The organism is Acidocella sp. (assembly GCF_027352905.1).
In the GTDB taxonomy this organism is placed as follows: Bacteria; Pseudomonadota; Alphaproteobacteria; order Acetobacterales; family Acetobacteraceae; genus Acidocella.
In genome coordinates, this window is the sequence record NZ_DAIEIF010000051.1 from 24,463 (window position 1) to 50,521 (window position 26,059).

At 62.3% G+C, this 26,059-nt stretch carries 26 protein-coding genes and 1 tRNA gene; 8 read left to right on the forward strand and 19 right to left on the reverse strand.

All coding sequences use genetic code 11. The features are described from left to right. Positions 1–57: 57 nt before the first annotated feature. Positions 58–1,665, reverse strand: coding sequence for a radical SAM protein (locus tag M7H45_RS09680; RefSeq protein WP_298216459.1), 1,608 nt, complete (start codon positions 1,663–1,665; stop codon positions 58–60). Positions 1,666–1,943: 278 nt separating this feature from the next. Here M7H45_RS09680 and M7H45_RS09685 point away from each other — a divergent pair, with 278 nt between their 5' ends. The 3 genes from M7H45_RS09685 (at position 1,944) to M7H45_RS09695 (ending at position 5,383) form a co-directional block, all read left to right on the forward strand. Further along, a complete protein-coding gene (locus M7H45_RS09685) occupies positions 1,944–3,806 on the forward strand; it encodes a ribonucleoside-diphosphate reductase subunit alpha (protein WP_298216461.1) in 1,863 nt (620 codons plus the stop codon). Positions 3,807–3,857: 51 nt separating this feature from the next. Next, entirely contained in the window at positions 3,858–4,865 is a 1,008-nt protein-coding gene (locus M7H45_RS09690; protein ID WP_298216462.1) for a ribonucleotide-diphosphate reductase subunit beta, read from the forward strand. A gap of 383 nt (positions 4,866–5,248) precedes the next feature. Beyond that, the gene (locus M7H45_RS09695; protein WP_298216464.1) at positions 5,249–5,383 is read left to right on the forward strand and encodes a hypothetical protein; all 135 of its coding nucleotides are present in this window, start codon (positions 5,249–5,251) and stop codon (positions 5,381–5,383) included. Positions 5,384–5,401: 18 nt separating this feature from the next. Here M7H45_RS09695 and M7H45_RS09700 read toward each other — a convergent pair whose 3' ends face one another. Continuing rightward, entirely contained in the window at positions 5,402–6,043 is a 642-nt protein-coding gene (locus M7H45_RS09700; RefSeq protein WP_298216466.1) for a DUF6134 family protein, read from the reverse strand. A 112-nt stretch (positions 6,044–6,155) separates the two neighbouring features. Here M7H45_RS09700 and M7H45_RS09705 point away from each other — a divergent pair, with 112 nt between their 5' ends. Next, positions 6,156–6,686, forward strand: coding sequence for a histidine phosphatase family protein (locus tag M7H45_RS09705; protein ID WP_298216467.1), 531 nt, complete (start codon positions 6,156–6,158; stop codon positions 6,684–6,686). Here M7H45_RS09705 and M7H45_RS09710 read toward each other — a convergent pair. The 7 genes from M7H45_RS09710 to M7H45_RS09740 all read right to left on the reverse strand — a co-directional run bounded on the left by M7H45_RS09710 (position 6,670) and on the right by M7H45_RS09740 (position 13,788). Continuing rightward, the gene (locus tag M7H45_RS09710; RefSeq protein ID WP_298216469.1) at positions 6,670–8,046 is read right to left on the reverse strand and encodes an MFS transporter; all 1,377 of its coding nucleotides are present in this window, start codon (positions 8,044–8,046) and stop codon (positions 6,670–6,672) included. The genes M7H45_RS09705 and M7H45_RS09710 overlap by 17 nt on opposite strands. 72 nt (positions 8,047–8,118) lie before the next feature. Next, entirely contained in the window at positions 8,119–8,313 is a 195-nt protein-coding gene (locus tag M7H45_RS09715) for a Trm112 family protein (protein ID WP_298216470.1), read from the reverse strand. Between the two features lie 5 nt (positions 8,314–8,318). After that, positions 8,319–8,981: an LON peptidase substrate-binding domain-containing protein gene (locus M7H45_RS09720; RefSeq protein ID WP_298216472.1), complete on the reverse strand. Its 663-nt coding sequence runs from the start codon at positions 8,979–8,981 to the stop codon at positions 8,319–8,321. Further along, complete coding sequence (locus M7H45_RS09725) at positions 8,982–9,920, reverse strand: tetratricopeptide repeat protein (protein WP_298216473.1); 939 nt, start codon at positions 9,918–9,920, stop codon at positions 8,982–8,984. Between the two features lie 115 nt (positions 9,921–10,035). Next, on the reverse strand, positions 10,036–11,061 hold the full coding sequence (locus tag M7H45_RS09730) for a glycosyltransferase (RefSeq protein ID WP_298216476.1): 1,026 nt from the start codon (positions 11,059–11,061) through the stop codon (positions 10,036–10,038). A gap of 1 nt (position 11,062) precedes the next feature. Then, positions 11,063–12,262 (reverse strand): MFS transporter, encoded by a 1,200-nt coding sequence (locus M7H45_RS09735; protein WP_298216478.1) that lies wholly within the window; start codon positions 12,260–12,262, stop codon positions 11,063–11,065. Positions 12,263–12,372: 110 nt separating this feature from the next. Continuing rightward, the gene (locus tag M7H45_RS09740) at positions 12,373–13,788 is read right to left on the reverse strand and encodes a nitronate monooxygenase family protein (RefSeq protein WP_298216480.1); all 1,416 of its coding nucleotides are present in this window, start codon (positions 13,786–13,788) and stop codon (positions 12,373–12,375) included. Positions 13,789–13,921: 133 nt separating this feature from the next. Between M7H45_RS09740 and M7H45_RS09745 the strand changes: the two genes are divergently transcribed. Both M7H45_RS09745 and M7H45_RS09750 read left to right on the forward strand, forming a co-directional pair. Further along, on the forward strand, positions 13,922–14,677 hold the full coding sequence (locus M7H45_RS09745) for a molybdopterin-synthase adenylyltransferase MoeB (protein WP_298216482.1): 756 nt from the start codon (positions 13,922–13,924) through the stop codon (positions 14,675–14,677). Next, the gene (locus M7H45_RS09750) at positions 14,659–15,183 is read left to right on the forward strand and encodes an SH3 domain-containing protein (RefSeq protein WP_298216484.1); all 525 of its coding nucleotides are present in this window, start codon (positions 14,659–14,661) and stop codon (positions 15,181–15,183) included. Before M7H45_RS09745 ends, M7H45_RS09750 begins: the two co-directional genes overlap by 19 nt. 39 nt (positions 15,184–15,222) lie before the next feature. On the opposite strand, the gene M7H45_RS09755 is transcribed toward M7H45_RS09750, so the two are convergent. The 9 genes from M7H45_RS09755 to M7H45_RS09795 form a co-directional block, all read right to left on the reverse strand. Continuing rightward, on the reverse strand, positions 15,223–16,398 hold the full coding sequence (locus tag M7H45_RS09755) for a branched-chain amino acid ABC transporter substrate-binding protein (RefSeq protein WP_366145534.1): 1,176 nt from the start codon (positions 16,396–16,398) through the stop codon (positions 15,223–15,225). Then, positions 16,395–17,114, reverse strand: coding sequence for an ABC transporter ATP-binding protein (locus M7H45_RS09760; protein ID WP_298216486.1), 720 nt, complete (start codon positions 17,112–17,114; stop codon positions 16,395–16,397). Before M7H45_RS09760 ends, M7H45_RS09755 begins: the two co-directional genes overlap by 4 nt. Continuing rightward, positions 17,111–17,938 carry an ABC transporter ATP-binding protein gene (locus tag M7H45_RS09765; RefSeq protein ID WP_298216487.1) on the reverse strand — a complete coding sequence of 276 codons (828 nt, stop codon included), beginning with the start codon at positions 17,936–17,938 and terminating at the stop codon, positions 17,111–17,113. The genes M7H45_RS09760 and M7H45_RS09765 overlap by 4 nt, the downstream gene beginning before the upstream one ends. A gap of 5 nt (positions 17,939–17,943) precedes the next feature. Continuing rightward, a complete protein-coding gene (gene livM / locus M7H45_RS09770) occupies positions 17,944–19,224 on the reverse strand; it encodes a high-affinity branched-chain amino acid ABC transporter permease LivM (protein WP_298216488.1) in 1,281 nt (426 codons plus the stop codon). After that, entirely contained in the window at positions 19,221–20,129 is a 909-nt protein-coding gene (locus M7H45_RS09775; RefSeq protein WP_298216489.1) for an ABC transporter permease subunit, read from the reverse strand. The genes livM and M7H45_RS09775 overlap by 4 nt, the downstream gene beginning before the upstream one ends. Positions 20,130–20,313: 184 nt before the next feature. Then, positions 20,314–21,051: an arsenical resistance protein ArsH gene (gene arsH / locus M7H45_RS09780; protein ID WP_298216490.1), complete on the reverse strand. Its 738-nt coding sequence runs from the start codon at positions 21,049–21,051 to the stop codon at positions 20,314–20,316. Next, the gene (gene arsC / locus M7H45_RS09785; protein ID WP_298216492.1) at positions 21,023–21,448 is read right to left on the reverse strand and encodes an arsenate reductase (glutaredoxin); all 426 of its coding nucleotides are present in this window, start codon (positions 21,446–21,448) and stop codon (positions 21,023–21,025) included. The genes arsH and arsC overlap by 29 nt, the downstream gene beginning before the upstream one ends. 18 nt (positions 21,449–21,466) lie before the next feature. Continuing rightward, positions 21,467–21,799 (reverse strand): helix-turn-helix transcriptional regulator, encoded by a 333-nt coding sequence (locus M7H45_RS09790; protein ID WP_298216494.1) that lies wholly within the window; start codon positions 21,797–21,799, stop codon positions 21,467–21,469. Between the two features lie 120 nt (positions 21,800–21,919). Then, positions 21,920–22,654 carry a Crp/Fnr family transcriptional regulator gene (locus tag M7H45_RS09795; RefSeq protein ID WP_298216496.1) on the reverse strand — a complete coding sequence of 245 codons (735 nt, stop codon included), beginning with the start codon at positions 22,652–22,654 and terminating at the stop codon, positions 21,920–21,922. Positions 22,655–22,926: 272 nt separating this feature from the next. On the opposite strand from M7H45_RS09795, the gene M7H45_RS09800 reads away from it, so the two are divergent. Continuing rightward, positions 22,927–24,918 carry an HWE histidine kinase domain-containing protein gene (locus M7H45_RS09800; RefSeq protein WP_298216498.1) on the forward strand — a complete coding sequence of 664 codons (1,992 nt, stop codon included), beginning with the start codon at positions 22,927–22,929 and terminating at the stop codon, positions 24,916–24,918. Positions 24,919–24,953: 35 nt separating this feature from the next. After that, a tRNA-Arg gene (locus tag M7H45_RS09805) sits at positions 24,954–25,030 on the forward strand. Between the two features lie 202 nt (positions 25,031–25,232). Here the strand turns inward: M7H45_RS09805 and M7H45_RS09810 are convergent. Continuing rightward, the gene (locus M7H45_RS09810; protein ID WP_298216500.1) at positions 25,233–26,042 is read right to left on the reverse strand and encodes an enoyl-CoA hydratase/isomerase family protein; all 810 of its coding nucleotides are present in this window, start codon (positions 26,040–26,042) and stop codon (positions 25,233–25,235) included. Positions 26,043–26,059: the final 17 nt, after the last annotated feature.

The window sequence follows — 26,059 nt, forward strand, 5'->3', positions numbered from 1 at the left end:
GCGGCCGCCCGCCGGCCCTGCGGGCCGATACCGGTCAGCCCCCAGGGTCTGCCGGTATCATTCGAGCGCCAGGAAGGTGGCGAGCGGGTCTTTGAGTTCGTTGATGTTGGCGAAGAGGTAATTCGCGAGGCTGGGCGGCTCGCCCGGGCGGGCCGGCAATTCCGAATAGACGTTCAACGTGCCGTCCCAGCCGATGCGCAGATTGAAGGGCCGCGGCGCCGGACCCTTCGCCACGGTCTGGCCCGCCTGTTCTGGCGGCTGCGAGGCGGGAAGGGCGCGCCGCCCTTCCTCACGGTCATACCCTTTCCCCTCGGGGGGCAGCAGCAGCACGATGCGCTCCGCGGGAAAGCGCTTCATCTCGGCCGCGAGCCATGCCCATTCTGAAGTAGAGAGAAACTCATCCTCGCGGAACTGCGCTGGAATTTGCGGCATGTCCATGGTGGAGCGCAACTCCGCCTGCCAGCCGAGTTTTTCCTCGAGCAGCAGGGCGACCAGCTCCGGCAATTCCCGCAGATTGGAGCGATACGCCATGAGGTTGTAGCGGATGCGGGGGGCTTGCGGCGCGGCACGGAAAACATCGAGCAGCAGCGCCCAGTTTTCCAAAAAGATGTGATACCGCGCGCCCTTGCGCATTTTCTCGTAGATATCCTTATCCAGGCTCTCCAAAGAGATATTGATGTGGTCCATGCCGGATTCGGCCAGCGCCTCGAAAAAGGCGCGCGGCTGGCGCTTGGCGAGGTTGGTGGTGAAGAACAGCTTGCGGCGGTATTCGCGCGGCACACGCTCGATGAACTGGATGAGGCGGGGATGCAGCGTCGCCTCATGCAGGCAGGAGAGCCAAAAATTACCGTCGGTCACGTAGGGGATCAGCCGCAGCGCCGAGGCGAAGGTCTCGTCGCTCATCACATAGGTTTTGTTGGTCTGGGAATAATCATAGACGCAGAAGGGGCAGCGGAGATTGCAGTTATTGACGATATCCATCGCGACGTGATGGATGGGCTGGAACTCGCGCTTGAGGGCCGGAGCGGGCGGCAGACGATCATCGGCCCCATGAACCCGCACGAAAACCCGGTCGCGCTCGGCCTCCGTGAGTTCACGATCGAAGAGCAGGAAAAAGGCATAGGTGCCGTCTCCCACCCCTACCTGACGCAGCACCTCATTGAACTGATTGGCGGGATGGCGGTGAAGGAGGATATCCCCCTCGGGGCCGGGCAGGAGAATATCGACGGTGACGCGGCGGGCGGGATCCGAGAGATCCCGCGCCCAGCCAGCGATATGACGGACGGAACATTCATCGACGAAACCCTGATAGGGGCCTTGCCCGGGCGGCGCTATGCGCAAGCCAGGGGCGAGTTCCAGCCGATGCTTGGCGCCTTTGGGACGGACCAGGAGCTGGTCCCGCTGCGCCTCGCTCAAGGGCGGGTCGAACCGCGCCTCGAAGCCGTAGCACCCGTCTCCCACCCCGACCTCGACCAGCGCCGGGCTGAGCTGGTCCGCCCGCCCGCGCGCCAGGACGCGGTCCCGCAGAAAGCCCGGCAGAACCACCTCATATTCCAGCCGGGCGGCGGGATCGTTGAGATCGCGCAGCCAGCCCTTCACATGCGCCACGCTGCGCTCGTCGATATAGCCTTGATAATGGGGCGCCAGCCCGGTCATGCCGTCCATGCGTTTAAACTAAGCCAGGGGCGCGGGGCCGCGCAACCGCCCTGTTTCAGGCGAGTCGGGGGTGGAGTCCCAGCCGGGTTGACGGCTGAGGCGATAAGAACAAAACTAGAACTCAATGAGCCGGGCTCCGAACGCGGCCAGAGATTCCGCAGGCAGACTCGAAAAACCGATGCCACCGCGCGGAAGCCCTCAAATCGCATAAATAGTATTCATTGGACGAATTGCTTACTATATGTTGTTATCGAAGACGCTCACACCAAACAGGGAACCGGCGAAAGATGAATATGATGACGAAGCCTGAGGCCGCATTGCTCGACGATGCCGTACAATTGCCAGGCCGTTATCAGGTGCGGGTGGACCGCTCCCGCGATGCGCTGCTGACCGATTTCGGCCGGGCGACGCTGGATGACCGCTATCTCCTGCCTGGCGAGAGCTATCAGGATCTCTTCGCCCGCGTCGCCTCCTATTACGGTGACGACCAGGCCCATGCCCAGCGGCTTTATGACTACATCTCGAAAATGTGGTTCATGCCGGCGACGCCGGTGCTTTCCAATGGCGGCACGGATCGCGGTTTGCCGATCTCCTGTTTCCTGAACGAGGCAACGGACAGCCTGGAGGGGATCGTCGGGCTGTGGAACGAGAATGTCTGGCTCGCCTCGAAGGGCGGCGGCATCGGCTCCTATTGGGGAAATCTGCGTTCGATCGGCGAAAAGGTGGGGCAGAACGGCAAGACCTCCGGCATCATTCCCTTCATCCGGGTGATGGATTCGCTCACCCTCGCCATTTCCCAGGGTTCGCTGCGCCGGGGTTCGGCGGCGGTCTATCTGCCCGTCTGGCATCCGGAGATCGAGGAGTTCGTGGATATGCGCCGGCCGACCGGGGGCGACCCCAACCGCAAGGCGCTCAACCTCCATCACGGCGTGCTGATCCCCGACGATTTCATGCGGGCGGTGGAAAAGGACGAGATCTGGGGCTTGCGCTCGCCCAAGGATGGCAGCGTGGTGCGCTCGATCTCGGCGCGGGCGCTCTGGATCCGCATCCTCACCACGCGGATCGAGCAGGGCGAGCCCTATCTCATCTTCTCCGACCATGTGAACAATGCCCGCCCCGAGCAGCACAAGCTGGCGGGGCTGGAGGTGAAAACCTCCAATCTCTGCGCCGAGATCACTTTGCCCACCGGGGTGGACCAGCATGGAAAACAGCGCACCGCCGTGTGCTGCCTGTCCTCGCTCAATCTGGAAAAATGGTTCGAATGGCAGGAGGATGAGCGTTTTATCGAGGATGTGATGCGCTTTCTCGACAATGTGCTGGAAGATTTTATCCAGAAAGCCCCGGATTCGATGGCGCGGGCCAAATATGCCGCCGCGCGGGAGCGCTCCGTTGGGCTGGGCGTGATGGGCTTCCACTCTTTTCTGCAGGATAACGGCATCCCCTGGGAGGGGGTAATGGCGAAGGTGTGGAACATCCGCATGTTCAAACATATCCGCGCCCAGGCGGACGCGGCCTCCCGCAAGCTGGCGGTTGAACGCGGCCCCTGCCCGGATGCCGCGGAATACGGCATCGGCGAGCGCTTCTCCCATAAGCTGGCGATCGCGCCGACGGCCTCGATCTCAGTCATCGCCGGTAACGCCTCGCCCGGTATCGAGCCAATCAGCGCCAATGTGTTCTTGCAGAAAACGCTCTCAGGCAGTTTTTCCGTGCGCAACCGGGCGCTGAAAAAGCTGCTGGCCCAGCACGGCCGGGATGATGAGGAGACCTGGTCTTCCATCACCCTCAATAAAGGGTCGGTGCAGCATCTGGAATTTCTCACCGCGCAGGAGAAGGACGTGTTCAAGACCGCCTTTGAGCTCGATCAGCGCTGGGTGGTGGAGCACGCGGCGGACCGCGCCCCCTTCATCTGCCAGAGCCAGTCGGTCAACCTGTTCCTGCCCGCCAATGTGCATAAGCGCGATCTGAACCAGATTCATTATCAAGCCTGGAAAAAAGGGGTGAAGTCGCTTTATTACTGCCGCTCCCTCTCCATCCAGCGCGCTGACAATGTATCCGAGCGCCGGGAGAAGGCGGAGGTGAGCCCCGCCCCGGCAGAGGTGGCGCCGCCGCCGGCCACCGGCAATTATGAGGAATGCCTGGCCTGCCAGTAAGGCGCAGATGATTGAGGGGGACGCTTGGCCCCATTCTTGAAAGCGATGACAATGATCATGATTCCCGCCTCCGAGGTGGAGCCGAAAATGGACCTGTTGACCGAGAACCCTGTCTATAAGCCCTTCCGTTATCCCTGGGCCTATGAAGCCTGGCTCACCCAGCAGCGCGTGCATTGGCTGCCGGAGGAAGTGCCGCTCGCCGAGGATGTGCGGGACTGGCACAAAAATCTCACCGAGGCCGAGCGCCACCTGCTCACCCAGATTTTCCGCTTCTTCACCCAGGCGGATGTCGAGGTGAATAATTGCTACATGAAGCAATACGCCCAGGTGTTCAAACCCACCGAGGTGCTGATGATGCTCTCAGCCTTCTCCAATATCGAGACCGTGCATATCGCCGCCTATTCCCATCTGCTGGACACGGTGGGAATGCCGGAGGTGGAGTACCAAGCCTTCCTCAAATACAAGGAGATGAAGGACAAATACGATTACATGCACGGTTTCACGATGGACAGCCGGCATGAGATCGCCAAGACCCTGGCGGCCTTCGGCGCCTTCACCGAAGGGCTGCAATTATTTGCCACCTTCGCCATCCTGCTCAATTTCCCGCGCTTCAACAAAATGAAGGGAATGGGGCAGATCATAACCTGGTCGGTGCGCGATGAATCGCTGCATTGCGAGAGCATCACCAAGCTGTTCCGGACCTTCATCGCCGAAAATCCCCAGATCTGGAGGGAGGAGTTGCGCCGGGACATTTATTTGACATGCGCGACCATCGTCGATCATGAGGATGCCTTTATAGACCTCGCTTTTGAGTTGGGCGCTGTGGAGGGGTTGGCGGCGGAGGAGGTGAAGCGCTACATCAGATATATCGCCGACCGGCGTTTGGGTGGGCTTGGCCTCAACCCGCTTTTTCACGTCGAGAAAAATCCTTTATCTTGGTTAGATGAAATGCTGAATGCGGTGGAGCATACTAATTTTTTCGAAAACCGTTCCACGGAATATAGTAAGGCGGCGACAGCGGGATCGTGGGACGAGGCGTTTGCCGAATTTGAAGGTTAAAAATTAAATTTTTTTAATTTTATGCGGGCGGTTTCGTCGCAGTTCATTGAATTTATTTAATTCTATCGTAGTCTTTGCACCAGAAAGATTAAAAAACCATTCACACCCCTACTGGGAATATGTCATGCTAATTTCTAAGAAAAGTTGAGGAGCGAGCCGGCCACCCGATAGCTCACCCTGAGCGGTTTCCGACACAGGCGGACCATCCTTTGGATATGGATTGTTAGATGACAGGTTTGACAGAACGAGACGACGAAACCGACCTCCACCCCCCGCGCTCAACGTCTGGAGCCCCGCGCTATAGCCGCCGATTATCGGATAAAATTCTTATTGCTTTCCATCATGCTTGCGATCAGGGCGATTACGAGGTCGCGGAGCAGCTCTTGCATACGCTGGAATCCATGCTCACGCGCCGCACGGTGCCGCCCGACACCAACCGGCGCAAGAGCATAGAAAGCTTGGTGGCGGCGCATGAGCGTCTTTGGCACCTGCGCCACCCCGAAAGCCAGCCCGCCTGAATCTGCGCGCCAGCAGCCTTAACTCGTATATTTCAAATAACGCTCTTCCCCATTGATATGGAAAGCCATGCCCGCCCATTGATCCTGCTGGTCATACCATAAGGATAAATGGAGCCGGCCGGTCAGGTCGAAACGTTGCGCGAGTATCGTTCCTCCGTCTGCGGTCGGCACGTGATTCCAGCCGGGGGATTGGGAAATGGCCGGATAATGCTGGCCGGTTTCGACATTGAGGAGCATGGCGGTGAGCAATTGCTTGTTCCAATAAGTCAGCGGCAATAGAGACGGAACCCCGGTATATTGGTAATTCCCGGTCTTGGTGCTTTGCACCGCGTAGCCGCCGGCTATCCGGCTGGCCCGCACCGAAAATAACTTGCCGTTATGGTTGACCTTGCTTTCCAGCTCCGTAAAGGCGCCGCCGCTCCAGCTCTCCGTCGCGGCGGCCTGATAACGAAAGACGGGAATGCCCGCCACCCTCACCAGGAAATCGGCATTGATGGCGACGTTCAGATCATCTCCGCGCCGGGTGAAGACCATGTGATGCTCGCCGATCGGCGCATTGTTGCGCAGCACCTTGAAGCGCATTTCCCCGCTTGGCGGCACCGAGGCCGGGAGGGCGGCCGCCGCCGGCCCCGCCGCCGCCAAACCGGCCAGGCCCGCCATAAAACCCCGCCGCTCAATTTTTGACCCCCACAATCCCATAAGATTCATCCAGCTAGATTCGTTCCCACGAGATGGGGGCGACACGCCGCTTCCGCCATGGCACATTCTGGCCATGCACCAGTTGATTCTCCTGCGCCATGCCAAAGCCGAGCCGGAGCGCGCAGGCCTCACCGACCATGAGCGCGCCCTGACCGGCGAGGGACGCCAAGCCGCGAGCCGGATCGGCCAGGCGATGCGCAAGGCCGGGCTGGCCCCGGAGGTGGTGCTCGTCTCCCCGGCCCAGCGGACCCAGGCCACCCTGGCGGCGCTGGAAGAAACGCCCGTCTGGGATGAATGGCCGAATATCGAGACGATGCCGCAACTCTATATGGCGACGCCGTCGCAAATCCTGCAAAGCCTGCGCGACCTGCCCGAGACCGTGCGCAGCGCCCTCGTTATCGGCCATAATCCCGGGCTGCATGAACTCGCCTTGCTCCTGGCGGACCCGGCCCGTGCCAACGCCCCCATCGCCCGGATCGATGAGGGCTTTCCCACGGCGGCTCTCGCCGAATTGCTGGTTCCTGGTCCCTGGCGGCAGCTCAGACCCGGCCAAGCCAGCCTTACCCGGTTTTTATTGCCCGCTGATGTCAGTGATGCCCGCTGAGCGCCGCGCCGGCGTTGCGCGCCAGCTTGGCGCAAAAAGGTACCGAGCCTAGCGCCATGATGCTGACGATGAGAAAGGCGCCTGAGTAATCCCGCTGGGTTGGGGAAACGTGCCCGCTGGCCCAGGCCAGGAGTTCCAGCGCGGCGGCGCCCACCACCACCCCCAATGTGAGGGTGAGTTGCTGAATGGTGGAATATAGCGTCGTCGCGGCCGACATGCGCGCACGGGGAATGTCGCCATAGGCGATGGTGTTGAAGGCCGTGAATTGCAGAGAGCGGAAAAACCCTGACACGAACAACACGGCTTCCATCAGCCAGGTTGGCCAGGAAGGGGTGAAGGCTGCCGTGAGCGCCATGGTCAGCACCGCCGCCAGCCCGTTCCATATCAAGACCGAGCGGAAGCCGAACTGGGCCAAGGCCGGTTTCGCCGCCAGCTTCATCAACAAGGCTCCCAGCCCCGCCGTGAAGGTGATGAAGCCGCTCTGCAAGGGCGTTTTGCCGAAGCCGAGCTGGAGCATCAACGGCAGCAGAAACGGAATCGCCCCCACCGGGATGCGGAACAGGCTGCCCGCCAGCAGGGAGATGGCGAAAGTCGGCACGCGCATGAGCGAGAAATCGAGCACGGGGTTGGACGCCCGCCGCGCGTAAAGACCATAACACAGCCAGGCGGCACTTCCGCCCAAGAAAGCGCCGATCGTCCAGGAAACCGGAACCAGCCCCCGGCCCGCCGTTTCCAGGCCGATCATGATAAGGGCCATGCCGAGCCCGGAGAGCAATATGCCAGGCACGTCCAGCCGGCCGCCGCGCCCTTCCACCCGGATTTCCGGAATGTACCTGGTCACGGCGATCACGCCGATAACGCCGATGGGAATGTTGATGTTGAACACCCAGCGCCAGGAGGTCACCGAGAGGATGAAGCCCCCCAACGGTGGGCCCATGATAGGTCCCAGCAAGGCGGGCATGGTCAGCCAGGACATGGCGGTGACCATTTGTGCGCGGCTCACCGAATTCAGCAATAAAAGCCGGCCCACCGGCAGCATCATCGCCCCGCCCAGGCCTTGCAGCACGCGCGCCCCCACCAGCGCCGGCAGGCTGGGCGCCAGGCCGCAAAACAGCGAACCCAGGGTGAAAATGACGATGGCGGCGCGAAAGACCCGGCGCGCGCCGAAATGATCCGCTACCCAGCCCGAGGCGGGGATGAACACCGAAAGCGAGATCAGATAGGAAGTGATCGCCACGCTCATATAGACCGGCTCGGCCTTGAAGCTGCGGGCCATGGCGGGCAGCGCCGTGCTCACCACGGTGGAATCAAGGTTCTGCATGAACAACGCGACCGCGATGATGACCGCGGTCAGACGCATGCGCGATTCCGATATTTCCGGCTCCGCCTCGGCGGCGGAATTGGCGGGCGATTCCCTATCGGCCATGTCGGTTTAAGGGTCGAGCGGCCGGGCTTCCTCGGCCAGCATGATGGGAATGCCATCGCGGATCGGGTAGGCGAGCCGCGCCTTCTCGCTGATCAGCTCGTTATGGGCACGGTCATAGATCAACCTGCCCCGGGTCACCGGACAGATCAGCATCTCCAGAAGCCGCGGGTCGAGGCACGGTTGGGGGTTGGGGTCGGTCATGCGGTTCAACTCGCTTTTGGGGGCGCGCCGTCATTGGCCCCGCCGTGAAAAGATTCGATTTCCAGCAGGGCCCGCAGCACCTCGGCGCGCCGGTCAGGGTCCTTGGCCTCCAATAAGGCCTGTTTTTCTTCCGGTGAGAACGGGCAGGCCATGCACAGGGCGATGACGAGAGCGGAATCGTTCATCTGCCGGATCGTCTCCCAATTGGCCTCCACCCCAGCGGCGGCAAAGTAGCGCTCCAGGGCGAGAAGCAGCGCCTCCCGCGGAAATGGCAGATTGGAGGGGAGCGGCTGCAAATCCGCCGCGAACCCAGCCAAGCCAGCCTGGACCCGCCGGTAACCACGCCGCATGCCGATTTCCTCGGCGATGGTAAAGCGGATCAGTCCCGTCAAAGTGATGAGATACCGCCCATCTCCGGTTTCGTCGAAGCTGGAAATTCGTCCAAGGCAGCCGATGCGGAACAATCCCGGCCCGGTCTCGCCCTCTGGCAAACGCTTATCCGGTTGCACCATGCCGAGATACCGCCCCTCCCCCAGCGCATCCTCCACCATGGCGAGATAACGCGGCTCGAAAATATTCAACGGCAGCTTGCCATGCGGCAGCAAGAGGGTACCCGCCAGGGGAAAAATGGCGAAAACCTCAGGAAGAGAGCCAGGCAAGGTCTCCATTCAGCTAAACAGCAGGGTGGAAAGCCTGCGGCGCGCCGCCATCGTCGCCGGGTCATCCATGCCCCAGGCCTCGAAGAATTTCAGTAATTGCAATCGCGCCGCGTCGTCGTTCCAGGCCCGGTCGCGGCGGATGATCTCCAGCAATGCCTCCGCCGCCTCCGCCCGCGCCCCGGCGGCGTTGAGGGCGGTGGCAAGCTCGTAACGCGCGGCATGGTCGTCTGGATTGGCGGCGAGACGCGCTTGCAACCCCGCCATCGCGGCCTGGGCCTTGCGCCCTTCTTCCGCCAGGGCGAGCGCTGCCCGCGCGCCGGTGATCTCGGCATGCTGTGCGAGGCCGGCCGGGGCCTGGTCGAGCACTTGCAGGGCTTGCTGCTCATCCCCCAAGGCGAGCAAGGCGCGCGCCAGCCCGCCCCAGGCCTCGGGCTTATCCTGTGTTTCCTGCAAGGCCGCGGAAAAATATTGCGCCGCCTGTTCGGGCTGCCCCGCCTCCAACAGCGCCTTGCCTTCGGCAATCAGATCCTCGCCCGGTGCAGAAGAGCCAGCGAGCTTCAAAAGCGCCTCCACAAAGCGCTTCAACTCGCTCTCCGGCAGCGCGCCTGAGAACGTGTCGGCAATCTGCCCCTGCCAGAAGGCGACGACGGTGGGAACGGATTGCATCGGCAATCCCATCCGGGCCAGCTGACTCACCAATTCCCGGTTCTTGTCCACATCGATCTTGACCAGCCGCACCCGCCCGTTCTGGGCGCGGACGACCCGCTCCAGCGCGGGGGTCAGCGTTTTGCATGGGCCGCACCAAGTGGCCCAAAAATCCACCATCACCGGGATCTCACGGGAGGCGTCGATGACATCCGTCATGAAATTCGCCTGGTCGCCATCCATGATGACAGTCGGGGTCCCAGAGGGGGAGGCGTCCGGCGCGGTATTGAACATCGTGGCCATGTGTTCCGTTCCCATCAGAAAGAAAGGTCTTTGAGCTATATATAGGAAGCTCCGGAACTCTTATAGCCTGAAGCCCGCCGGAGACCGGCACCCTGGAGGACCAGCCACACGGAGCTCAACGCAGCACGGCGCGAAAGAGATCGAGCCAGAGCGTGGTGACGGCAGCCTCGCAAAATTCGTTCAAAAAGCGCTGGCGCCCGGCTGCCGCCAGCTGGGCGCGCCCAGCACCGTCGCCGAGCAGTCTCCGCGCCGCCGCCGCCAGGCGAACATGGTCGTCCACTGGCACCAGAACCCCATCCTCTCCGTCGCGGATCACTTCCCGCGGCCCTTCGGCGGCGGCGGCCAGAACCGGCGTGGCAGCGGAAAACGCCTCCAGCACCATATTGCCCAAAGGCTCGTGACGCGAGGAGGAGACGAAGAGATCAGCCGCTTTCAGCAGCGCCCCGGTGTCACGCCGCCAGCCGGGCAGCCTGACCCGCGCCGCCAATCCCAACTCCGCCACCAGCGCCTCCAGCTGGGGACGTTGCGGCCCTTCCCCGGCAATCACGCAATAGACCTCCGGTAACCCGGCCAGGGCGCGGATCAACGTATCAAACCCTTTGACCTCATGGAGACGGCCGAGGCCGAGCAGCAGGGGCGCTCCCTCCGGGATGGCGAATTCAGCCCGCGAGGCGGGACGCGCCGCCGCAAAATCCTCGACGAAATTGGGGAGATAAAAGGCCCGGCCAGAGGGAAACCCCGCATCGGCTATGTATGAGACGATGCCATGCGTGTTGCCGACCAGATAGGTGCAGGAACGGAAATATTTGAGATCATAATAGCCGCCGAGCCGGCCGATATTGACCCAGGGCCCACGCGGCAGATGAGCGGCGGCGCGGCTCATCCAGGCCATGGCGATATCGGGCTGGAAGGCCTTGAGGGCGCGGTTGATGCCAGGCGAGGTACGGAAATCGAGCCTGCTGCCGAAGCGGAACCCGGCCGGCTCCAGCCCCAGGGCGGCCAGCCGCGCGGCCCGGCCCTCCTCCCTGCGGATGATGGGCAGCACCTCCTGCCCGGCGCGGGCAAGCGCCCCGGTCATCCGCTCGTAAAAAAGCTCGGCCCCGCCATTAACGGCCCCGGCCATGACCTGGGCGATGCGCATGTCAAACGGCCCGGCGCTGTTCCGTATTAGGCAGGAGGGCGGCGGCGAGGCCGATCAAGGGCAGCAGCGCGCAAATCTTGTAAACCTCGACGATGCCAACCCGGTCCGCCAGCGCCCCCAGCACCGCCGCGCCGATGCCGCCCATGCCGAAGGCCAGGCCAAAGAACAGGCCGGAGACCGCGCCCGTCTGACCCGGCAGCAGTTCCTGCGCATAAACGACGATTGAGGAGAAGGCCGAGGACAGGACAAAGCCGATAATGATGGTGAGCACGACCGTCAGCCCCAGCCCGGCATATGGCAGGGCCAAGGCGAAGGGGGCGACGCCGAGAATGGAGCCCCAGATCACGGCTTTGCGGCCGATGCGGTCCCCCAGCGGCCCGCCGATCACCGTGCCGGTGGCGGAGGCGGCCATGAAGGCGAACAGATGGAGTTGCGCCGCCTGGGTGCTCAGGCCAAAACGCTGCATCAGATAGAAAATATAATAGCTGGTGAAGCTGGCGATATAGAAGAATTTGGAAAACATCAGCGCCATCAGCACGGCAAGGGCACGCAGCACCACCGCCCGCGGCAAGGCCGGCCCTGCTTTGGCATGGCGGGCGACGCGGCGGGTATGGCCCTGGGCGCGATACCATTGGCCGAGCGCGGAGAGAATGGCGATGCCGCCCAGGGCCAGCAACGCGAACCAGGCGATGCTGGCCCGGCCCCGGGGCAGCACGAAAAAGGCCGCGAGCAGCGGCCCCATGGCCTGGCCAAAATTGCCCCCGACCTGGAAAATCGACTGAGCCAGCCCGTGCCGCCCGCCGGAGGCCAACCGGGCGATTCGCGAGGCCTCGGGATGAAAGATGGAGGAGCCGACCCCGAGCAGCCCGGCCCCGAGCAGGAGCGTCGCGTAGCTGGGGGCGAAAGCGAGCACGATGAGTCCCGCCAGGGTGAAGCCCATGCCAACAGGCAACGCGAAGGGCTGCGGACGCCGGTCCGTGAACAGCCCGATCAGCGGTTGCAGCAAAGAAGCGGTGATCTGATAGACCAGGGTCAGCGCGCCGATCTGGCCGAAGCTGAGATCGAAGCCGCCCTTGAGGATGGGATAAACCGCGGGCAGGAGCGATTGCAACAGATCGTTCAGCCCGTGGCACAGGCTGGCGGCGCCCAGGGCGATGCTGGCGGTCGCGGCGCGTTGCGGCGCCAAAACTGTCTGGCTCATCGAGACCCCCCGCGCCCGGCGCGAGGCGGGCAATTGCCAAAGGCGGGCAGTTTAGGCTGGCGCGGGGCCGGGGCAACCCCTTGGTGCCGCATACCCGCCCTTCCTGGCCTTTATTTGCCGGTGAGCAACCGCTCGATCAACTGCTTCACCGTGGGGATGAAACCGTTGGAATAAAACGGGTCCGTGGCGAAGCGGTGGGCGTTATGGCCGGCGAACATCAGATTATTATCCATCGCCGCCTCGTCGTCATCCGCCGCGTGGGCAATGGCCTGCAAGGTCTTCTGGATGCAGAAGCTGCGCGGATCGGCCTTCTTGCCGTTATCGTAGCTGGGCGGGGTCTGAGACCAATTGGAAAAACGGCACTGGCTGAGGCAGCCCATGCAATTCACTTGATCCGCATGGATTTCCCGCGCCTTGTCCGGCGTGACGAAAATCAGCGTCGAATCCGGAGTGCGCAGCGCCTCGGTGAATCCCTGGCCCTCCCATTCCTTGGCGCGGGCAAGATCCGGCGCGGTGAGAAAGACGGGACGCTTGCGGGCGCCCACGCCATACTCCACCACATGCTCGCCCACGGCCTCGGGGCTATAGGCCACCTGGCGCTCACTGCGGGCGCGCAATTCCCTTAAAAAATCATTGTTGACCGCGGAGGAATAAAACCCGGTTGGGGAGAAGCGGTTGAGCGTCACATCGCCGGGCTTGAGCTTGAGCAGCCGCTCCTTCCAGCTTTGCGGGATCGGACTCTCCTTGGTCAGGAGCGGGCGGGTGCCGAACTGGAAGGCGATCGGCCCGATTTCCGGGTTTTCGATGTAATCCTTCCACTCATCCAAGGCCCAGACGCCGCCCGCCATGATGATCGGTGTGTCATGCAGGCCAAATTCCCGCATGGTTTTGCGCAGCGCCACCAAACGGGGATAGGGGCTTTCCGGTTTCTCCGGGTCCTCAGAATTGGAGAGGCCGTTATGCCCGCCCGCCAGCCAGGGGTCCTCATAAACCACGCCGCCGAGCAGATGGGCCACCTTGAAATAAGCGCGCTTCCATAAGGCGGAGAAGGCGCGGCCGGACGAGACGATGGGGTAATAATAAACATTGAAACGCGCCGCGATTTCCGAGAGCCGGTAGGGCATGCCCGCGCCGCAGGTGATGCCGTTGACGATTCCCTTGGTGCGCTCGAGAATCCCTGTAATGACGCGTTCCGCCCCGCCCATCTCCCAAAGAATATTGGCATGGATGCGGCCTTTGCCGCCGGAAATCTCCCAGGCCTGGCGGGCCTGCGCCACCCCGCCCTCAATGGCGTAGCGGATGAGTTCCTCATGCCGTTCCCGCCGCGTGCGGCCATGATAAATTTGCGGAATCACCCGCCCCTGCGCGTCGTAGCTATCCGCGTTCACCGCCGAAAACGTGCCCACCCCGCCGGAGCGCGCCCAATGCCCGGCGCTGCGGCCATTGGAGGCGGAAACGCCTTTGCCGCCCTCGACCAGGGGAAGAATATCCATGCCACCCATACGGATGGCGTTAATCGCTGCCATTCACCAAAAACCTTACAACCGGGCCGCGCCCCTGCCGGAACACAGCTTGATCGCCCCTTTTAACAGATTGACACACGGCGTGAAGGGCTTTCGCGATTTGTCCGGCCCTGCGGAAGCGGAATATAACCGGGGCATGGATTTGAATTTCTCGGAAGCGGAGATCCAACGTTATTCCCGCAACATTCTGTTGAAGGAGCTGGGGGGGACCGGACAGGCCCGGCTGAAGGCGGCGCGGGTGCTCATTATCGGCGCGGGCGGGTTAGGCTCGCCGGTGGCGCTTTATCTGGCGGCGGCTGGGGTAGGCTGCATTGGGCTCGCGGATGGGGATGTCGTGGAGCTTTCGAATCTACAGCGCCAGATTCTCCATGCCACGGATAAGGTGGGTCAGCTTAAGGTTGATTCCGCCGCCGCCGCCCTCCAGCGCCTCAACCCGCTGGTGAGTTTCCGCCGCCATGCCGGGCGGGTAACGGCGGAGAACGCGGCGAGTCTTATAGCGGAATACGATCTGGTCTGCGACGGCACGGATCATTTTCCATCACGGTTTCTGATCGCCGATGCCTGCGCCGCCGCCCGCAGAACCCTGGTTTCCGCCGCCGTGCTGCGCTTCGAAGGACAAATCTCCACCTTCAAGCCGCATGAGGGCGGCCCCTGTTACCGCTGCCTTTACCCGGAACCGCCGCCGGAAGGGCTGGTGCCGCCTTGTTCCGAGGCGGGGGTGCTGGGCGCGGTGACCGGGGTGATGGGGGCGCTGCAAGCCACCGAGGCGGTTAAGGAACTCACCGGGATCGGCGCGTCCCTCTCGGGCTATTTGCTGGTATGGGACGCTCTGGCGGCGGAGTTTCGCAAGATCCGGCTGAGAAAGGATCCGGCATGCCCCGTTTGCGGCTGATTGCTATTCCGCTGCTGGCGCTCTGGCTCGCCGCCGCCGCACCGGACCCCGGCAACGGCCCCGGCCCCGCCCTTGGCAGCGTCACCAAGCTGCCGGTGCCGCGCTTCGTCTCGCTGCGCTCCGACGAGGTGAATTTCCGCGCTGGGCCCGGGTTCCAATATCCAGTCAACTGGATTTACCAGCGGGAGGGGCTGCCGGTGGAGATTATTGGCGAGTTCGATGTCTGGCGGCAGGTGCTGGCACCCGATGGCGGCACCGGTTGGGTGCATGAGGCAACCATCCGCGCCCTGCGGGGTTTTTACGTGACGGTGGAAAAGGCGGCGTTGCGCAGCGCTCCCGGGCCGGGCGCGCCAATCGTGGCGTATCTTCAAGAGGGTGTCACGGGCCGGTTGCTGCGCTGCCCCGCGGATGGCGATTATTGCAAGGTCTCCACCAAATACGAAACCGGCTATCTGGCGCGGAGCGATTTCTGGGGCACCTTTCCGGGCGAGGCGGTCAAACCCTGAGGAGAAAGGGGGCGCCTCCGCGCGCCCCTCTCTCATTCATCACGGCTTCAACGCATAGACGGCGTAATTGCCATCATGCCAGCGGTAGATGGCATAAGCGGCGTTGATCACGTCGCCTTTGGAATCGAAGCTGACCGGTCCGAGCACCGAGGGCCAGGGGCCGCCGGACTTCATCTCGGCTGCCACTTTGGTCGGGTCGGTGGTGCCTGCCTTGTTGGCCGCCTCGGCCCATATCTGCACGGTCGCGTAGGAGTACAGCACATAGCCGGTCGGGTCCTCGTTCAGGGCCTTCAACTCGGCCACCGCCTTGGCCGCGGCTGGGTCCTGCTCCGCCGGAGGCGAGAAGGTCATCAGCGTGCCCTCGGCGGCTGAGCCGGCGATCTGCCACAGGGCGGAGGTGACGGCCGCATCCTCCGAAAAATATTGCGGGTGAAAGCCCTGCTGCGCGCCCTCGCGCATGATCAGCCCCATATCCGAATAATAGCCGCCGAGATAGACCAGGGTGATGCCCTGCGATTTGAGCCGGGAAATCAGCGCGGAATAATCCTTATCACCGGCGGTATAGGAGCCGTTATAGGCGACCTTGATCCCCAGCTTGCCCAGATTCGCGCGAACCTGATCGGCGATGCCTTTGCCATAGGTGGAGTTGTCATCCAGCACCGCGACTTTGGCCTGGGGAAAATGCTTGGCGATATATTCCGCCGCCACCTTGCCCTGCTGATCGTCGCGGCCACAGGAGCGGAACGTAAAAGGGCCGCCATTATCCGTATAGGCGGGGTTGGTCGAAGCGGGCGAAATCTGGATGATTCCGGCATCGGTATAGACTTTGCTGGCCGGAATGGAGGAGGCGGAGCAGAAATGCCCATCCACCATCACCACCCCATCGGAGACCAGCGTATTGGCGGCGGATACCGCCTGCTTGGGGTCACAGGCATCGTCCACCACGTAAGGAACGAGTTTTTTTCCTACCACACCGCCCGCCTTGTTGATATCGCTGACGGCGAGATCGAATCCGGTTTTCATCTGCACGCCAAAGGCGGCGTTGGAGCCGGTGAGCGGCCCCGCCATGCCGATTTTGACCTGGGCCTGGGCCAAGCCGGTGCCGAGCGCGAGCAGGGCGGCTGTACTGAATAAAATATGACGCACGTGATGCTCCTGTTGCTGCTTCTGGTGGATGACAAAAAAATTATGCACCCGAAATTTGCGGGGTTTCAATGGGCACCTTCTAGATAGGCCGCTCTGATTTCGGGCTTGGCGAGCAATTCGGCGCCAGTTCCCTGCATGGTCAGCTGACCATTGACCAAAACATAGGCGCGTTGGGCCAGGCGCAGCGCCTGGTTGGCGTTCTGTTCGACCAGCAACACCGTTAAGCCGGTTTCCCGGTTCAATTCCCGGATCGCCCCGAAAATCTGCTTGATGACCAGCGGCGCCAAGCCAAGGGAAGGCTCGTCGAGGAGCAGGAGCTTGGGCATGCTCATCAACGCCCGGGCGATGGCGAGCATTTGCTGCTCCCCGCCCGACAGCGTGCCCGCGCGCTGGCCGAAACGCTCCTCCAGACGGGGGAACAGGGTGAAGATTTTTCTGAGGTTGGCGGCATAATCCCGGTAATCCACCACCTGGGCGCCCATCAACAGATTTTCCTCCACGCTCATGCGGGGAAAAACGCGCCGCCCCTCCGGCGATTGGGCGATGCCCTTGCGGGCGATCTGATAAGCGGGCAGGCCAGTTATATCCTCGCCATAATACATCACCCGTCCGCTGCGGGCGCGGGGATCGCCGAAGATCGTCATCATCAGAGTACTCTTGCCCGCGCCATTGGCACCGATGAGCGTGACGATCTGATTTTCTGGAACCTCGATGCTCACTTCGCGCAGCGCCTGGATCGGGCCGTAGAAACTACTGACCCTGTCGAGCTCCAGCACATTGCTCATGCCGCGTGTTCCGCCACCGGCGCATCGGGGTCGTCTTCCTCGCCCTCGCCAAGATAAGCGCCGATGACCACCGGATCGGCGCGGATCTCGGCGGGGGTGCCATCCGCGATCTTCTTGCCATGATCGAGCACGATGATGTGATCGGAAAGGTTCATGACGACACCCATATCGTGCTCGATCAGCAGGAGTGAGCAGCCGCCCTCGCGGATTTTCCGCAACAATGCATTGAGGCCGGCTGACTCGCGCGGGTTGAGTCCGGCGGCGGGTTCGTCCAGGCAGAGCAGCGCCGGTTCGGTGCACATGGCGCGGGCGATTTCCAGGCGCCGTTGCGCGCCGTAAGGCAGCGCCCCGGCGGGGTCGTCGGCGCGCTCGACCAGCCCTGTTTGTTCCAGCCAATGCCGGGCAAGCTCGATGCCCCGGCGCTCCGCCGCGCGATAGCCGCCAATGCCAAGAACCCCCAGCACGCCAAAGCCGGTGGCCGCCTGCAACCGGTTGTGCTGCGCCACCATCAGGTTTTCCAGCGCCGTCATGCCGCCGAACAGCCGGATGTTTTGGAAGGTGCGCGCCACGCGGCCCTTGCGGGCGATGGCATGGCCCGGCAGTTTCTCCAGTTGCACGGCCTTGCCCGGCTCCGGCGAGACCGCGATGCTGCCCGCGCTTGGCTTGTAAAACCCGGTGATGCAATTGAACAGCGTGGTTTTTCCAGCGCCGTTGGGGCCGATGATGGCGGTGATATGGCCACGCGCGGCGGTGAAGGAGACGTTATTGACGGCGGTGAGACCGCCGAAGCGCATGGTGAGATTGGTAACCGTGAGAACATTCATGCGCCTTAACCCCGCCCCTGGGAAACGAGATCCGCACCGATGACCCCGCCCCTCTTGCCAAGCGTGACGGTGGGGCGGCGGGTGGAGATGAAACCGCGGGGCCGCACGATCATGATGATCACGAGCGCCAGCCCGAAGATGAGCATGCGATAGATCTGCAAGGATTGTAGCATTTGCGGCACGCCGATCATCACGCATGCGGCGAGGACCACGCCGAGCTGGCTGCCCGCGCCCCCCAGCACGACGATGGCAAGCACGGTCGCCGATTCCATGAAGGTGAAGGAATCCGGACTGATGAAGCTCTGCCGCGCCGCGAAGAAGCAGCCGGCGAATCCGCCGAAGAACGCGCCGATGGCAAAGGCGGTGAGCTTGGTGTTGCGGACATTGATGCCCAGCGAGCGGCAGGCGATCTCATCCTCGCGCAGCGCCTCCCAGGCGCGGCCGAGAGGCTGCTTGCGCAACCTTAGGGTCACCCAATTGGTCAGCAGCGCCAGAGCCAGGATGATGTAATAAAGATAGGCGGTGCGCTGCCAGGGCGCGGGCGTGATGTGAAAAAACCCGGCAAACGTGCCTGGTCCGCCCGCCATGGAGAAGCGCAGCCCGAACAGGCTGGGTTGCGGCATGCCGAGCAGCCCGTTGGGGCCGCCGGTGAGCGACACCCAGTTGGTGATGACCAGCCGGATGATCTCTCCAAATGCCAGGGTGACGATGGCGAGATAATCCCCACGCAGCCGCAACACCGGAAACCCCAGGCACACACCCCAGAAGGCCGCCAATATCCCGGCGATGGGCAGGCACTCCCAGAAACCCAGCCCGAAATTCAAGGAAATAAGCGCGAAACTATAGGCGCCCACCGCGTAGAACGCGACATAGCCAAGATCCAGCAGCCCGGCGAGTCCCACCACGATGTTGAGCCCCCAGCCCAGCATCACATAGGTCATGATGAGCACGCCCAGGTCGATATAGGCATTTGGCAGGCCGGGGAGCAGCGGCATGAGAACAGCGAAAACCAGCAGCACCGGCGCGATGAACCGCCCGGCTCCCTGGAGCTTGATGGTAAATCGGGGGGCGAGCGGCGCCGGATGCCAGCGCGCCCAGGCGAGGAGGCCGAGCCGGGCGAGAAAGACCGCGCCCACCGCCAGCGCCAGAGCTTGCGGCCGTGTGCCCAGGGTGAGATTGCCCGCTTGGTTATTGCTGAGGGGCAAGCCTATGAACGGGCCGAAAATGAGGAAGGCGAAAAACGCGACGGCGGCCGCGTCCTTCAAATCGCGGGCGAGCGGCCTCATACTTTTTCCACCTCGTGCCGGCCGAGCAGCCCGCTGGGCATAAACATCAACACGATGGCGAGGATGGAATAAACCGCCGCGTCCTTATACGCGACGGTCGCATAGCCGGACCAGAACGCCTCGATGAGGCCGATCAGCAGCCCGCCCAGCACCGCGCCCGGCAACGAGCCGATTCCGCCCAGAACCGCGGCGGTGAACGCCTTTATGCCGGCGTTGAAGCCGATATAAAAATCGATCACCCCGTAATATAGCAGGAACATCACCCCGGCGAAGGCCGCGAGCGCGGAGCCGATGATGAAGGTGAGGCTAATCGTGCGGTCGGTGTCGATGCCAAGCAACGCCGCCATTTTAGCGTCCTGCTCCACCGCGCGCATGGCCCGGCCCAACGGGGTTTTCGTGACAAGATAGGTGAAGCCAGCCAGCACGGCGATGGTGACAATGACGATGGCGAGCTGCATCCAAGAGAGCTGAACGACGAATCCTCCCTGATTCATCAAAGTGACGCCTCCTGGAATCAGGCTGGGAATGGCGCGCTCGAGCGCTCCCTGACTGACCTGGACATAATTTTCCAGAACGATCGACATCCCGATGGCTGAGATCAGCGGCGCCAGGCGGAACGAGCCGCGCAGGGGGCGGTAGGCCACCCGCTCGATGGAAAAGCCGTAAACCCCACAGATGATGGCCGAGGCGATGAAGGCCACCAGCAGACCAAGCGGAACGGAAGTGAGCCCCGTGAGGGCGGTGAGGACAATGATGCCGACAAACGCGCCGATCATGAACACATCGCCATGGGCGAAATTGATCATGCCGATAATTCCATAGACCATGGTGTAACCGATGGCGATCAACCCATAGATCATGCCCAGGGTGAGGCCATTGATAAGCTGCTGCAGCGCGTAGGCCATGCGATCCTTTGCGGAGGGACTATGCGCTTATTGGATATGACCAATGCGTTTCAGTCAATGCCCCATTTACCCTGTCAGCCGCTTAGCCTGGCAGGCCCAGGAAAAGCCCGAACTTCTGGCGTTGACCGGCCTCTGATCTCCCGAGATCAATGCCTGGGCAGCGCGGACAGTCTGACGATTGGCATTAAATTGATTTTTGATTGACCCGCAGCGACAATTCCTCAGCGGATTCCTTGCGTTCGCTGTAACGGTCCACCAGATATGCTGCGCTATCGCGGGTCAGCAAAGTGAATTTCACCAACTCCTCCATGACATCGACGATACGGTCGTAAAACGCGGAGGGTTTCATCCGGTCGTTTCCGTCGAATTCGGTGAAGGCCTTCGCGACCGATGACTGGTTGGGGATGGTGATGAGGCGCATCCAGCGCCCGAGAATGCGGAGCTGATTGACCGCGTTGAAGCTTTGCGAGCCGCCACAGACCTGCATGACAGCCAGGGTTTTACCTTGAGTCGGGCGGACGGCGCCGAGGGACAAGGGAATCCAGTCGATTTGCGCCTTCATCACGGCGCTCATAGCGCCGTGCCGCTCCGGCGAGCACCACACCATACCCTCGCTCCAGGTCACCAGATCGCGTAATTCGCGCACTTTCGGGTGGTCCGCCTCGGCATCGTCCGGCAAGGGCAAGCCCGACGGTTGGAAGGTGCGGGTCTCGGCGCCGAAACGCGTGAGAATACGCGCCGATTCCTCCGTGACCAGCCGGCTGAAAGACCGCTCGCGCACCGAGCCGTAAAGCAGGAGAATCCGGGGAGGATGCCGGCTGGCCCGCGGAGGAAACAAGCGCTCTGCGTCAATGGGGGCGAATGAGGCTTCATTCAAATTAAGAACCGTAGAGTCAGCCACGGATGCCAGCCCGGCTGGCATCCACCACGGCCTCGCCATCCTCCTTGGCGAGGGCGCCGCGTTGAGGATGGGGTAAAATTTCCAGCACCATCTCCGATGGGCGGCAAAGCTTCACCCCAAGCGGCGTGACCACGATAGGGCGGTTGATGAGAATGGGATGCGCCAGCATGGCGTCGATCAGCTGATCGTCGGTCAGGCTCGGGTCGTCCAGCCCCAGCTCATCATATGGCGTGCCCTTTCGGCGCAGAATGTCCCGGACCGGGACCCCCATCCTCCGGATGAGATCCGTGAGTTCCGCCCGGCTTGGCGGTGTTTTCAAATATTCGATGACCACCGGCTCCTCGCCGCTGTTGCGGATGAGGCCGAGCACGTTCCGCGAGGTGCCGCAGGCCGGATTGTGATAAATGGTAATCGTCATAGCTTGGCCTCCAGCCTCTCAGGCACGAGCGGGTTCATTGCAATAAGGCGGCGCGCACGTCGTATCCTCGCCTTGGCAACAATGTTCGGTTAAATAAGCGAGGAGGTCATTCATGGTGGCGAACGCAGCGGAATAAATCAGGGAGCGGCCTTCCCGGGCGAAGGTGACGAGGCCGGCATGGCGTAATTCCTTAAGGTGAAAGGATAGCGTCGCGCCAGCCAGCCCGAGGCGAAGCCCCAGCTGGCCCGCGGCCACGCCTTGCGGCCCCGCTTGCACCAATGCGCGGAAAATTTCGAGCCGGGTTTCCTGCGCGAGCGCAGCCAGAGCAGCCACCGCAATCGTCTTTTCCATTTTTCCACAGTTATGGAAACATAAATTTATGTCAAGCCAGGCCCCGACCCGCCCGGCATTGGCTCGGCTATAGTCGGGTTTCCCTCATCATCCCGGCTAGTCGCCTCAGGAAAGGAAGTCTTAGGACGGTAGCGGATAAATCCCGTGCAGTACCGTGTCGAAATGCTCCTCGATCGCGGTGGTGCAGGCGCAGGAGCGGGCGCGCAGCCTCGCCTCGTCGAGCACGGTGAACAGGCCGCGCCCCGTGGCGATCAGCCCCTCCGCCCGTAGCTGACCGATGGTTCGGGTGACAAAGGTGCGGCCGACGCCCAGCATCTCAGCCAATTGCTCATGGGTCATGCGGAAGGTGCTGCCCTTGGTGCGGGCCCCCGCCGCCAGCAGCCATTTCGCCGTGCGCTGGGCGATGGTATGGGTGGCGTTGCAAGCTGCGGTTTGCAGAAGCTGAGCGATCAGACAATCCGAATAGCGGGACAGCCAATGGCGGAGCGCGATCGATTCCAGCTTCGCTTCCTCCAACGCGCGAGTTTTGATCCGGAAAAACCGTCCCGCCGCCGCAACGCGGGAGGAGGCGAAGGCAGGAACGAACCCGTTGGAAACGATGCCGCCGATCGCGCCTTCCCGGCCTATCAGAGCTACCTCGACGGAGCGGGTCTCATCACTACCCACCAGAAAGGCGGCCATAGCCGAGCCGCTGGGAAACCAGGTGTTGCAAACTTCCTCTCCCGCGCGCTGGAGGGTATGTCCCTCGGCAAAATCGAAAACCAGCATATGCGGCACCAGCCGCATGAGATCGTCCCGGTGCAGTTTCGCGAGCAGGGCGTTTTCCAGTAATTCCTCCACAGAGGGGATCGGCATGGGCTGGCTCCGTCAAAGAAGGCGCGTGCGTCCACTTGTGAACCGACAAGCGGAGCGGGATATGTTACTCAACGACATATAAATGAAAACGGGCCAGCCATGACGATACGAGGGACATTTCACCATCGAGGTTTCTTGCGCGCGCCGAGGTGGTGTTGCGGGTTGTGCCGCAATCTTCGATGGTTTCACGCCCCTGAGCAAGCGGTTTCTTCGTGCCTTGGCGGTCATGCTGCGTCTCCAATAGCCGCGTTGATGCCGGTCCTGAACGGACCATGAATTCTGGCGGGCGGACTGGATTTGTGGATTGGCCTGGGGACGATCAAGCCTCCCGCGCCGCCGCTGCCATACAGCCGCACGGAGCTCTGCTGGTTTGCGACGCCGAGATGCGGCGGGTGTTGCATGCCTCGGCCAATCTCGGCCAATTTTTTGATACGCCTGATTTTGTGCCAGGACTGAGCCTGGATGAGCTGGCGGGCGGCGGGCTCGCGCATGATTTACGCAACTCGGCGGCGCGGGCGGTGGGTGGGCAGACCCCGGGATTTGCCTTGCGGCTGGAGCGGGAGGGCGGGGCGGCGCCGCTTGCCGCCACCATCCGTCCTGGCCAGGGCCATCTTTTTATCGAAATCGAGCCCGGGGCGCGGCCGGAGGACGAACGGGGCGTGTTCGAAGCCCTTCATCACGCGCTGGCGCGCCTCGGCCAGGCCCCGCCCATGCCGGAGGCGCTGGCCACAGCCGGGGCGCGGGCGCTGCGCGCTTTGCTAGGGTATGACCAGGTGCTGGCCTGCCGCTTGAACGGGACAGAAGATGCTCAAGTGATTGGGGAATCCAAGGCGGGTCCGCTCGGGAGTTGGCTGGGGCAGCGGCTGTCCGCCGCCACGTTTTCCTCCGGAGACGGACGAGACCTGGCGTTGCAATTCCTGGTGGATACGCGGGCTTTGCCCGTGCCGCTCATGCCCGCGCCGGGCGTGACGCTGGCGGATCTCGCCACCTGCCAGCTGCGCGCCCTGCCGCCCTGTCAATGCGTGCAGCTCGAAGAGAGGGGCATGCGTGCCTCGCTCTCTCTTCCTCTCATCGTTCAAGGCGCACCCTGGGGTTTTCTTCTCTGCCTTGCCACCGCGCCCAAACTGGCGCCGCTGCCTTTGCGCATTGCGGCGGAGATATTCGTGGAACAACTCTCGCTGCGCGTCGCGTTGGCGGGAAATAACGGCGCGGTGCGGCAGAGCGAACTTGCGGCTGAGGAGCGGCTGCGGACGGAATATCGCCGCCGTATCCTTTATGACGAGCTGAACCACCGGGTGAAGAACATCATCGCATTGGTGAAATCCATCGCGACCCAGACAGGCATCTATGCCACCGATATCCGTGAATATAGCGAAGCGCTGGAAGGCCGGCTAAACGCCCTGGCCTTTGCCCATGACCAGTCTCTCTCCAGCATAGACTCGGGACTGTTGATGACGCTGATCGAGGCGGAGGCGGGACTTCACCGCCTGGGCGCGGATGCGACACGCATCGTGATCAGCGGGCCGCCGCTCAGCCTCAAGGGCGAGGCGTTCAACGCGACCGCCTTGGTGGTGCATGAATTGATGACCAATGCCGCCAAATACGGGGCGCTTTCCCAACCGCAAGGACGGCTGGAAATTCTTTGGGAGCTAACCCCAGCCGGGGATTGCCGCCTGATCTGGCGGGAATCGGATGGGCCGCGGGTCGCCCCGCCCCGGCGGGAGGGGTTTGGCAGCAAATTGATCCGCAGCATCGTCGAATATGATCTCAGCGGGCGGGCACGGCTCGATTATGCCCCGGCGGGTCTTACGGCTGAATTGCTGATTCCCGCGCGCAACGTGGCGGGAAGTGCGACGGAGGCCGTAATCCCTCCCGCGCCAAAACCGGATCTGGGCCGTCTGCTTACCGGCCAACGTATACTGGTGGTAGAGGATCAATTTCTCATCGCCCTCGATACAGAAAAGAACCTGCGCCAATTGGGTGCGGATGAGGTCTATCTTTGCCGAGGAGTGGAGGAGGCGGAAGCCCTGTTGGCGGCGCGGCCGGTTGATCTGGCCATTCTCGACCTCAAGCTGGGCGCCGTGATGTCCCTGCCGCTGGCGGCTCGGCTACGCGCCCGTTCTATTCCCTTCGTATTCGCCACCGGCTATGGGGATAACGTTATGATCCCCCGCGCCTATGCGGCGATTCCGGTGATTCGTAAACCTGTGACGTTGAGCGCGCTGGCTGAGGGCATGGCCCGGGCAACGCTGCGAAAAGGTTGACCGAACATCCATCTCCGCTTATTGGCAAGCACGCGGCACCCGTAGCTCAGCTGGATAGAGCGCCACCCTCCGAAGGTGGAGGCCACACGTTCGAATCGTGTCGGGTGCGCCACTTCAAAACAAAACTATGATCCCTCGGACTTCAATCCCGTGATGCAAGCCTCGGCATAGGCAACGTCGCCGCGGCGCGTGATCGCGCGCGGATGGGTGCGGCGATAATCGCCATTCTCCAGCTTATAAAGCGGGATCGCGGCTGGCGACAGCCGGGTCCGCCCGCCAGCGCCAAACGAGCGGCGCTGGCGGAGCTAGTCCGGCTAAAGCGGACAATCCTTACGGAATTTCGGCGCCCGTTTTTCACGGTGAGAGCGAACGCCTTCTTTCACGTCCTCGCTTAGGAAACCCAGCATCTCGAATGCAGTCGAAGCATCAAAAATGGGGCCAGCCTGACGCATCCAATTATTGAGCGAATATTTCGTCCAACGGATGGCGCTTTGCGAGCCATTGGCAAGCTCCACGGCAACATCCAGGGCGGTCTGCTGCAGCACGTCGTCCTCGACGCACATCGATACCAGGCCAATACGCTCAGCCTCCTCGCCCGTAACCTGGCGGCAAGTGAGGAGATAATATTTGGCTTTGGCCATCGAGGTTAGTAACGGCCAGATGATGGCCGCCACGTCGCCTGCGGCCACGCCAAGCCGGGGGTGGCCGTCCACGATCCTTGCCTTCTTCCCCGCGATAGAGATATCGGCGAGAATACCCACCACGAGCCCGGCGCCCGCCGCCGGCCCGTTGATCGCCGAAATGATCGGTTTATTGCAATTGATGATGTTGTAGACGAGATCCTTGGCTTCCTTCCATGTTTTCATGATCTCGGTGGAGTTGCCGATCATGTTCTCGATCAGGCTGAAATCCCCCCCCGCGGAAAACGCCTTACCCGCGCCGGTGACAATGACGGCGTTGATGTCCGGGTCACGGTCGATGTCCAACCAAAGATCGGTCATCTGGGTGTGGGTCTCGGCATCCACCGAATTGAAGGTTTCTGGACGATCGAAGGTGATCCGCAATACCCGTTCAGCCGGATAATCGAACTTCAGCTTGTGATATTTTTTATAACGGTCTGACATTTAGTTTTCCCTTTCCT

What these genes read in the sequence shown, in the direction of transcription:
- M7H45_RS09680 (WP_298216459.1), bottom strand. Translation starts at nt 1,665, where the DNA reads ATGGACGGCATGACCGGGCTGGCGCCCCATTATCAAGGCTATATCGAC.
- M7H45_RS09790 (WP_298216494.1), bottom strand. Translation starts at nt 21,799, where the DNA reads ATGGAAAAGACGATTGCGGTGGCTGCTCTGGCTGCGCTCGCGCAGGAA.
- M7H45_RS09730 (WP_298216476.1), bottom strand. Translation starts at nt 11,061, where the DNA reads ATGCGCATCGCCCAGGTCATGGCCGGGGCCGTTAATGGCGGGGCCGAG.
- M7H45_RS09800 (WP_298216498.1), top strand. Translation starts at nt 22,927, where the DNA reads ATGAATTCTGGCGGGCGGACTGGATTTGTGGATTGGCCTGGGGACGAT.
- M7H45_RS09795 (WP_298216496.1), bottom strand. Translation starts at nt 22,654, where the DNA reads ATGCCGATCCCCTCTGTGGAGGAATTACTGGAAAACGCCCTGCTCGCG.
- M7H45_RS09760 (WP_298216486.1), bottom strand. Translation starts at nt 17,114, where the DNA reads ATGAGCAATGTGCTGGAGCTCGACAGGGTCAGTAGTTTCTACGGCCCG.
- M7H45_RS09775 (WP_298216489.1), bottom strand. Translation starts at nt 20,129, where the DNA reads ATGGCCTACGCGCTGCAGCAGCTTATCAATGGCCTCACCCTGGGCATG.
- M7H45_RS09720 (WP_298216472.1), bottom strand. Translation starts at nt 8,981, where the DNA reads ATGGAGACCTTGCCTGGCTCTCTTCCTGAGGTTTTCGCCATTTTTCCC.
- livM (WP_298216488.1), bottom strand. Translation starts at nt 19,224, where the DNA reads ATGAGGCCGCTCGCCCGCGATTTGAAGGACGCGGCCGCCGTCGCGTTT.
- M7H45_RS09700 (WP_298216466.1), bottom strand. Translation starts at nt 6,043, where the DNA reads ATGGCGGGCCTGGCCGGTTTGGCGGCGGCGGGGCCGGCGGCGGCCGCC.
- M7H45_RS09735 (WP_298216478.1), bottom strand. Translation starts at nt 12,262, where the DNA reads ATGAGCCAGACAGTTTTGGCGCCGCAACGCGCCGCGACCGCCAGCATC.
- M7H45_RS09690 (WP_298216462.1), top strand. Translation starts at nt 3,858, where the DNA reads ATGATCATGATTCCCGCCTCCGAGGTGGAGCCGAAAATGGACCTGTTG.
- M7H45_RS09765 (WP_298216487.1), bottom strand. Translation starts at nt 17,938, where the DNA reads ATGAATGTTCTCACGGTTACCAATCTCACCATGCGCTTCGGCGGTCTC.
- M7H45_RS09725 (WP_298216473.1), bottom strand. Translation starts at nt 9,920, where the DNA reads ATGGCCACGATGTTCAATACCGCGCCGGACGCCTCCCCCTCTGGGACC.
- M7H45_RS09685 (WP_298216461.1), top strand. Translation starts at nt 1,944, where the DNA reads ATGAATATGATGACGAAGCCTGAGGCCGCATTGCTCGACGATGCCGTA.
- arsC (WP_298216492.1), bottom strand. Translation starts at nt 21,448, where the DNA reads ATGACGATTACCATTTATCACAATCCGGCCTGCGGCACCTCGCGGAAC.
- M7H45_RS09745 (WP_298216482.1), top strand. Translation starts at nt 13,922, where the DNA reads ATGGATTTGAATTTCTCGGAAGCGGAGATCCAACGTTATTCCCGCAAC.
- M7H45_RS09750 (WP_298216484.1), top strand. Translation starts at nt 14,659, where the DNA reads ATGCCCCGTTTGCGGCTGATTGCTATTCCGCTGCTGGCGCTCTGGCTC.
- M7H45_RS09740 (WP_298216480.1), bottom strand. Translation starts at nt 13,788, where the DNA reads ATGGCAGCGATTAACGCCATCCGTATGGGTGGCATGGATATTCTTCCC.
- M7H45_RS09810 (WP_298216500.1), bottom strand. Translation starts at nt 26,042, where the DNA reads ATGTCAGACCGTTATAAAAAATATCACAAGCTGAAGTTCGATTATCCG.
- M7H45_RS09715 (WP_298216470.1), bottom strand. Translation starts at nt 8,313, where the DNA reads ATGACCGACCCCAACCCCCAACCGTGCCTCGACCCGCGGCTTCTGGAG.
- M7H45_RS09710 (WP_298216469.1), bottom strand. Translation starts at nt 8,046, where the DNA reads ATGCGTCTGACCGCGGTCATCATCGCGGTCGCGTTGTTCATGCAGAAC.
- arsH (WP_298216490.1), bottom strand. Translation starts at nt 21,051, where the DNA reads ATGCCAGCCGGGCTGGCATCCGTGGCTGACTCTACGGTTCTTAATTTG.
- M7H45_RS09705 (WP_298216467.1), top strand. Translation starts at nt 6,156, where the DNA reads ATGCACCAGTTGATTCTCCTGCGCCATGCCAAAGCCGAGCCGGAGCGC.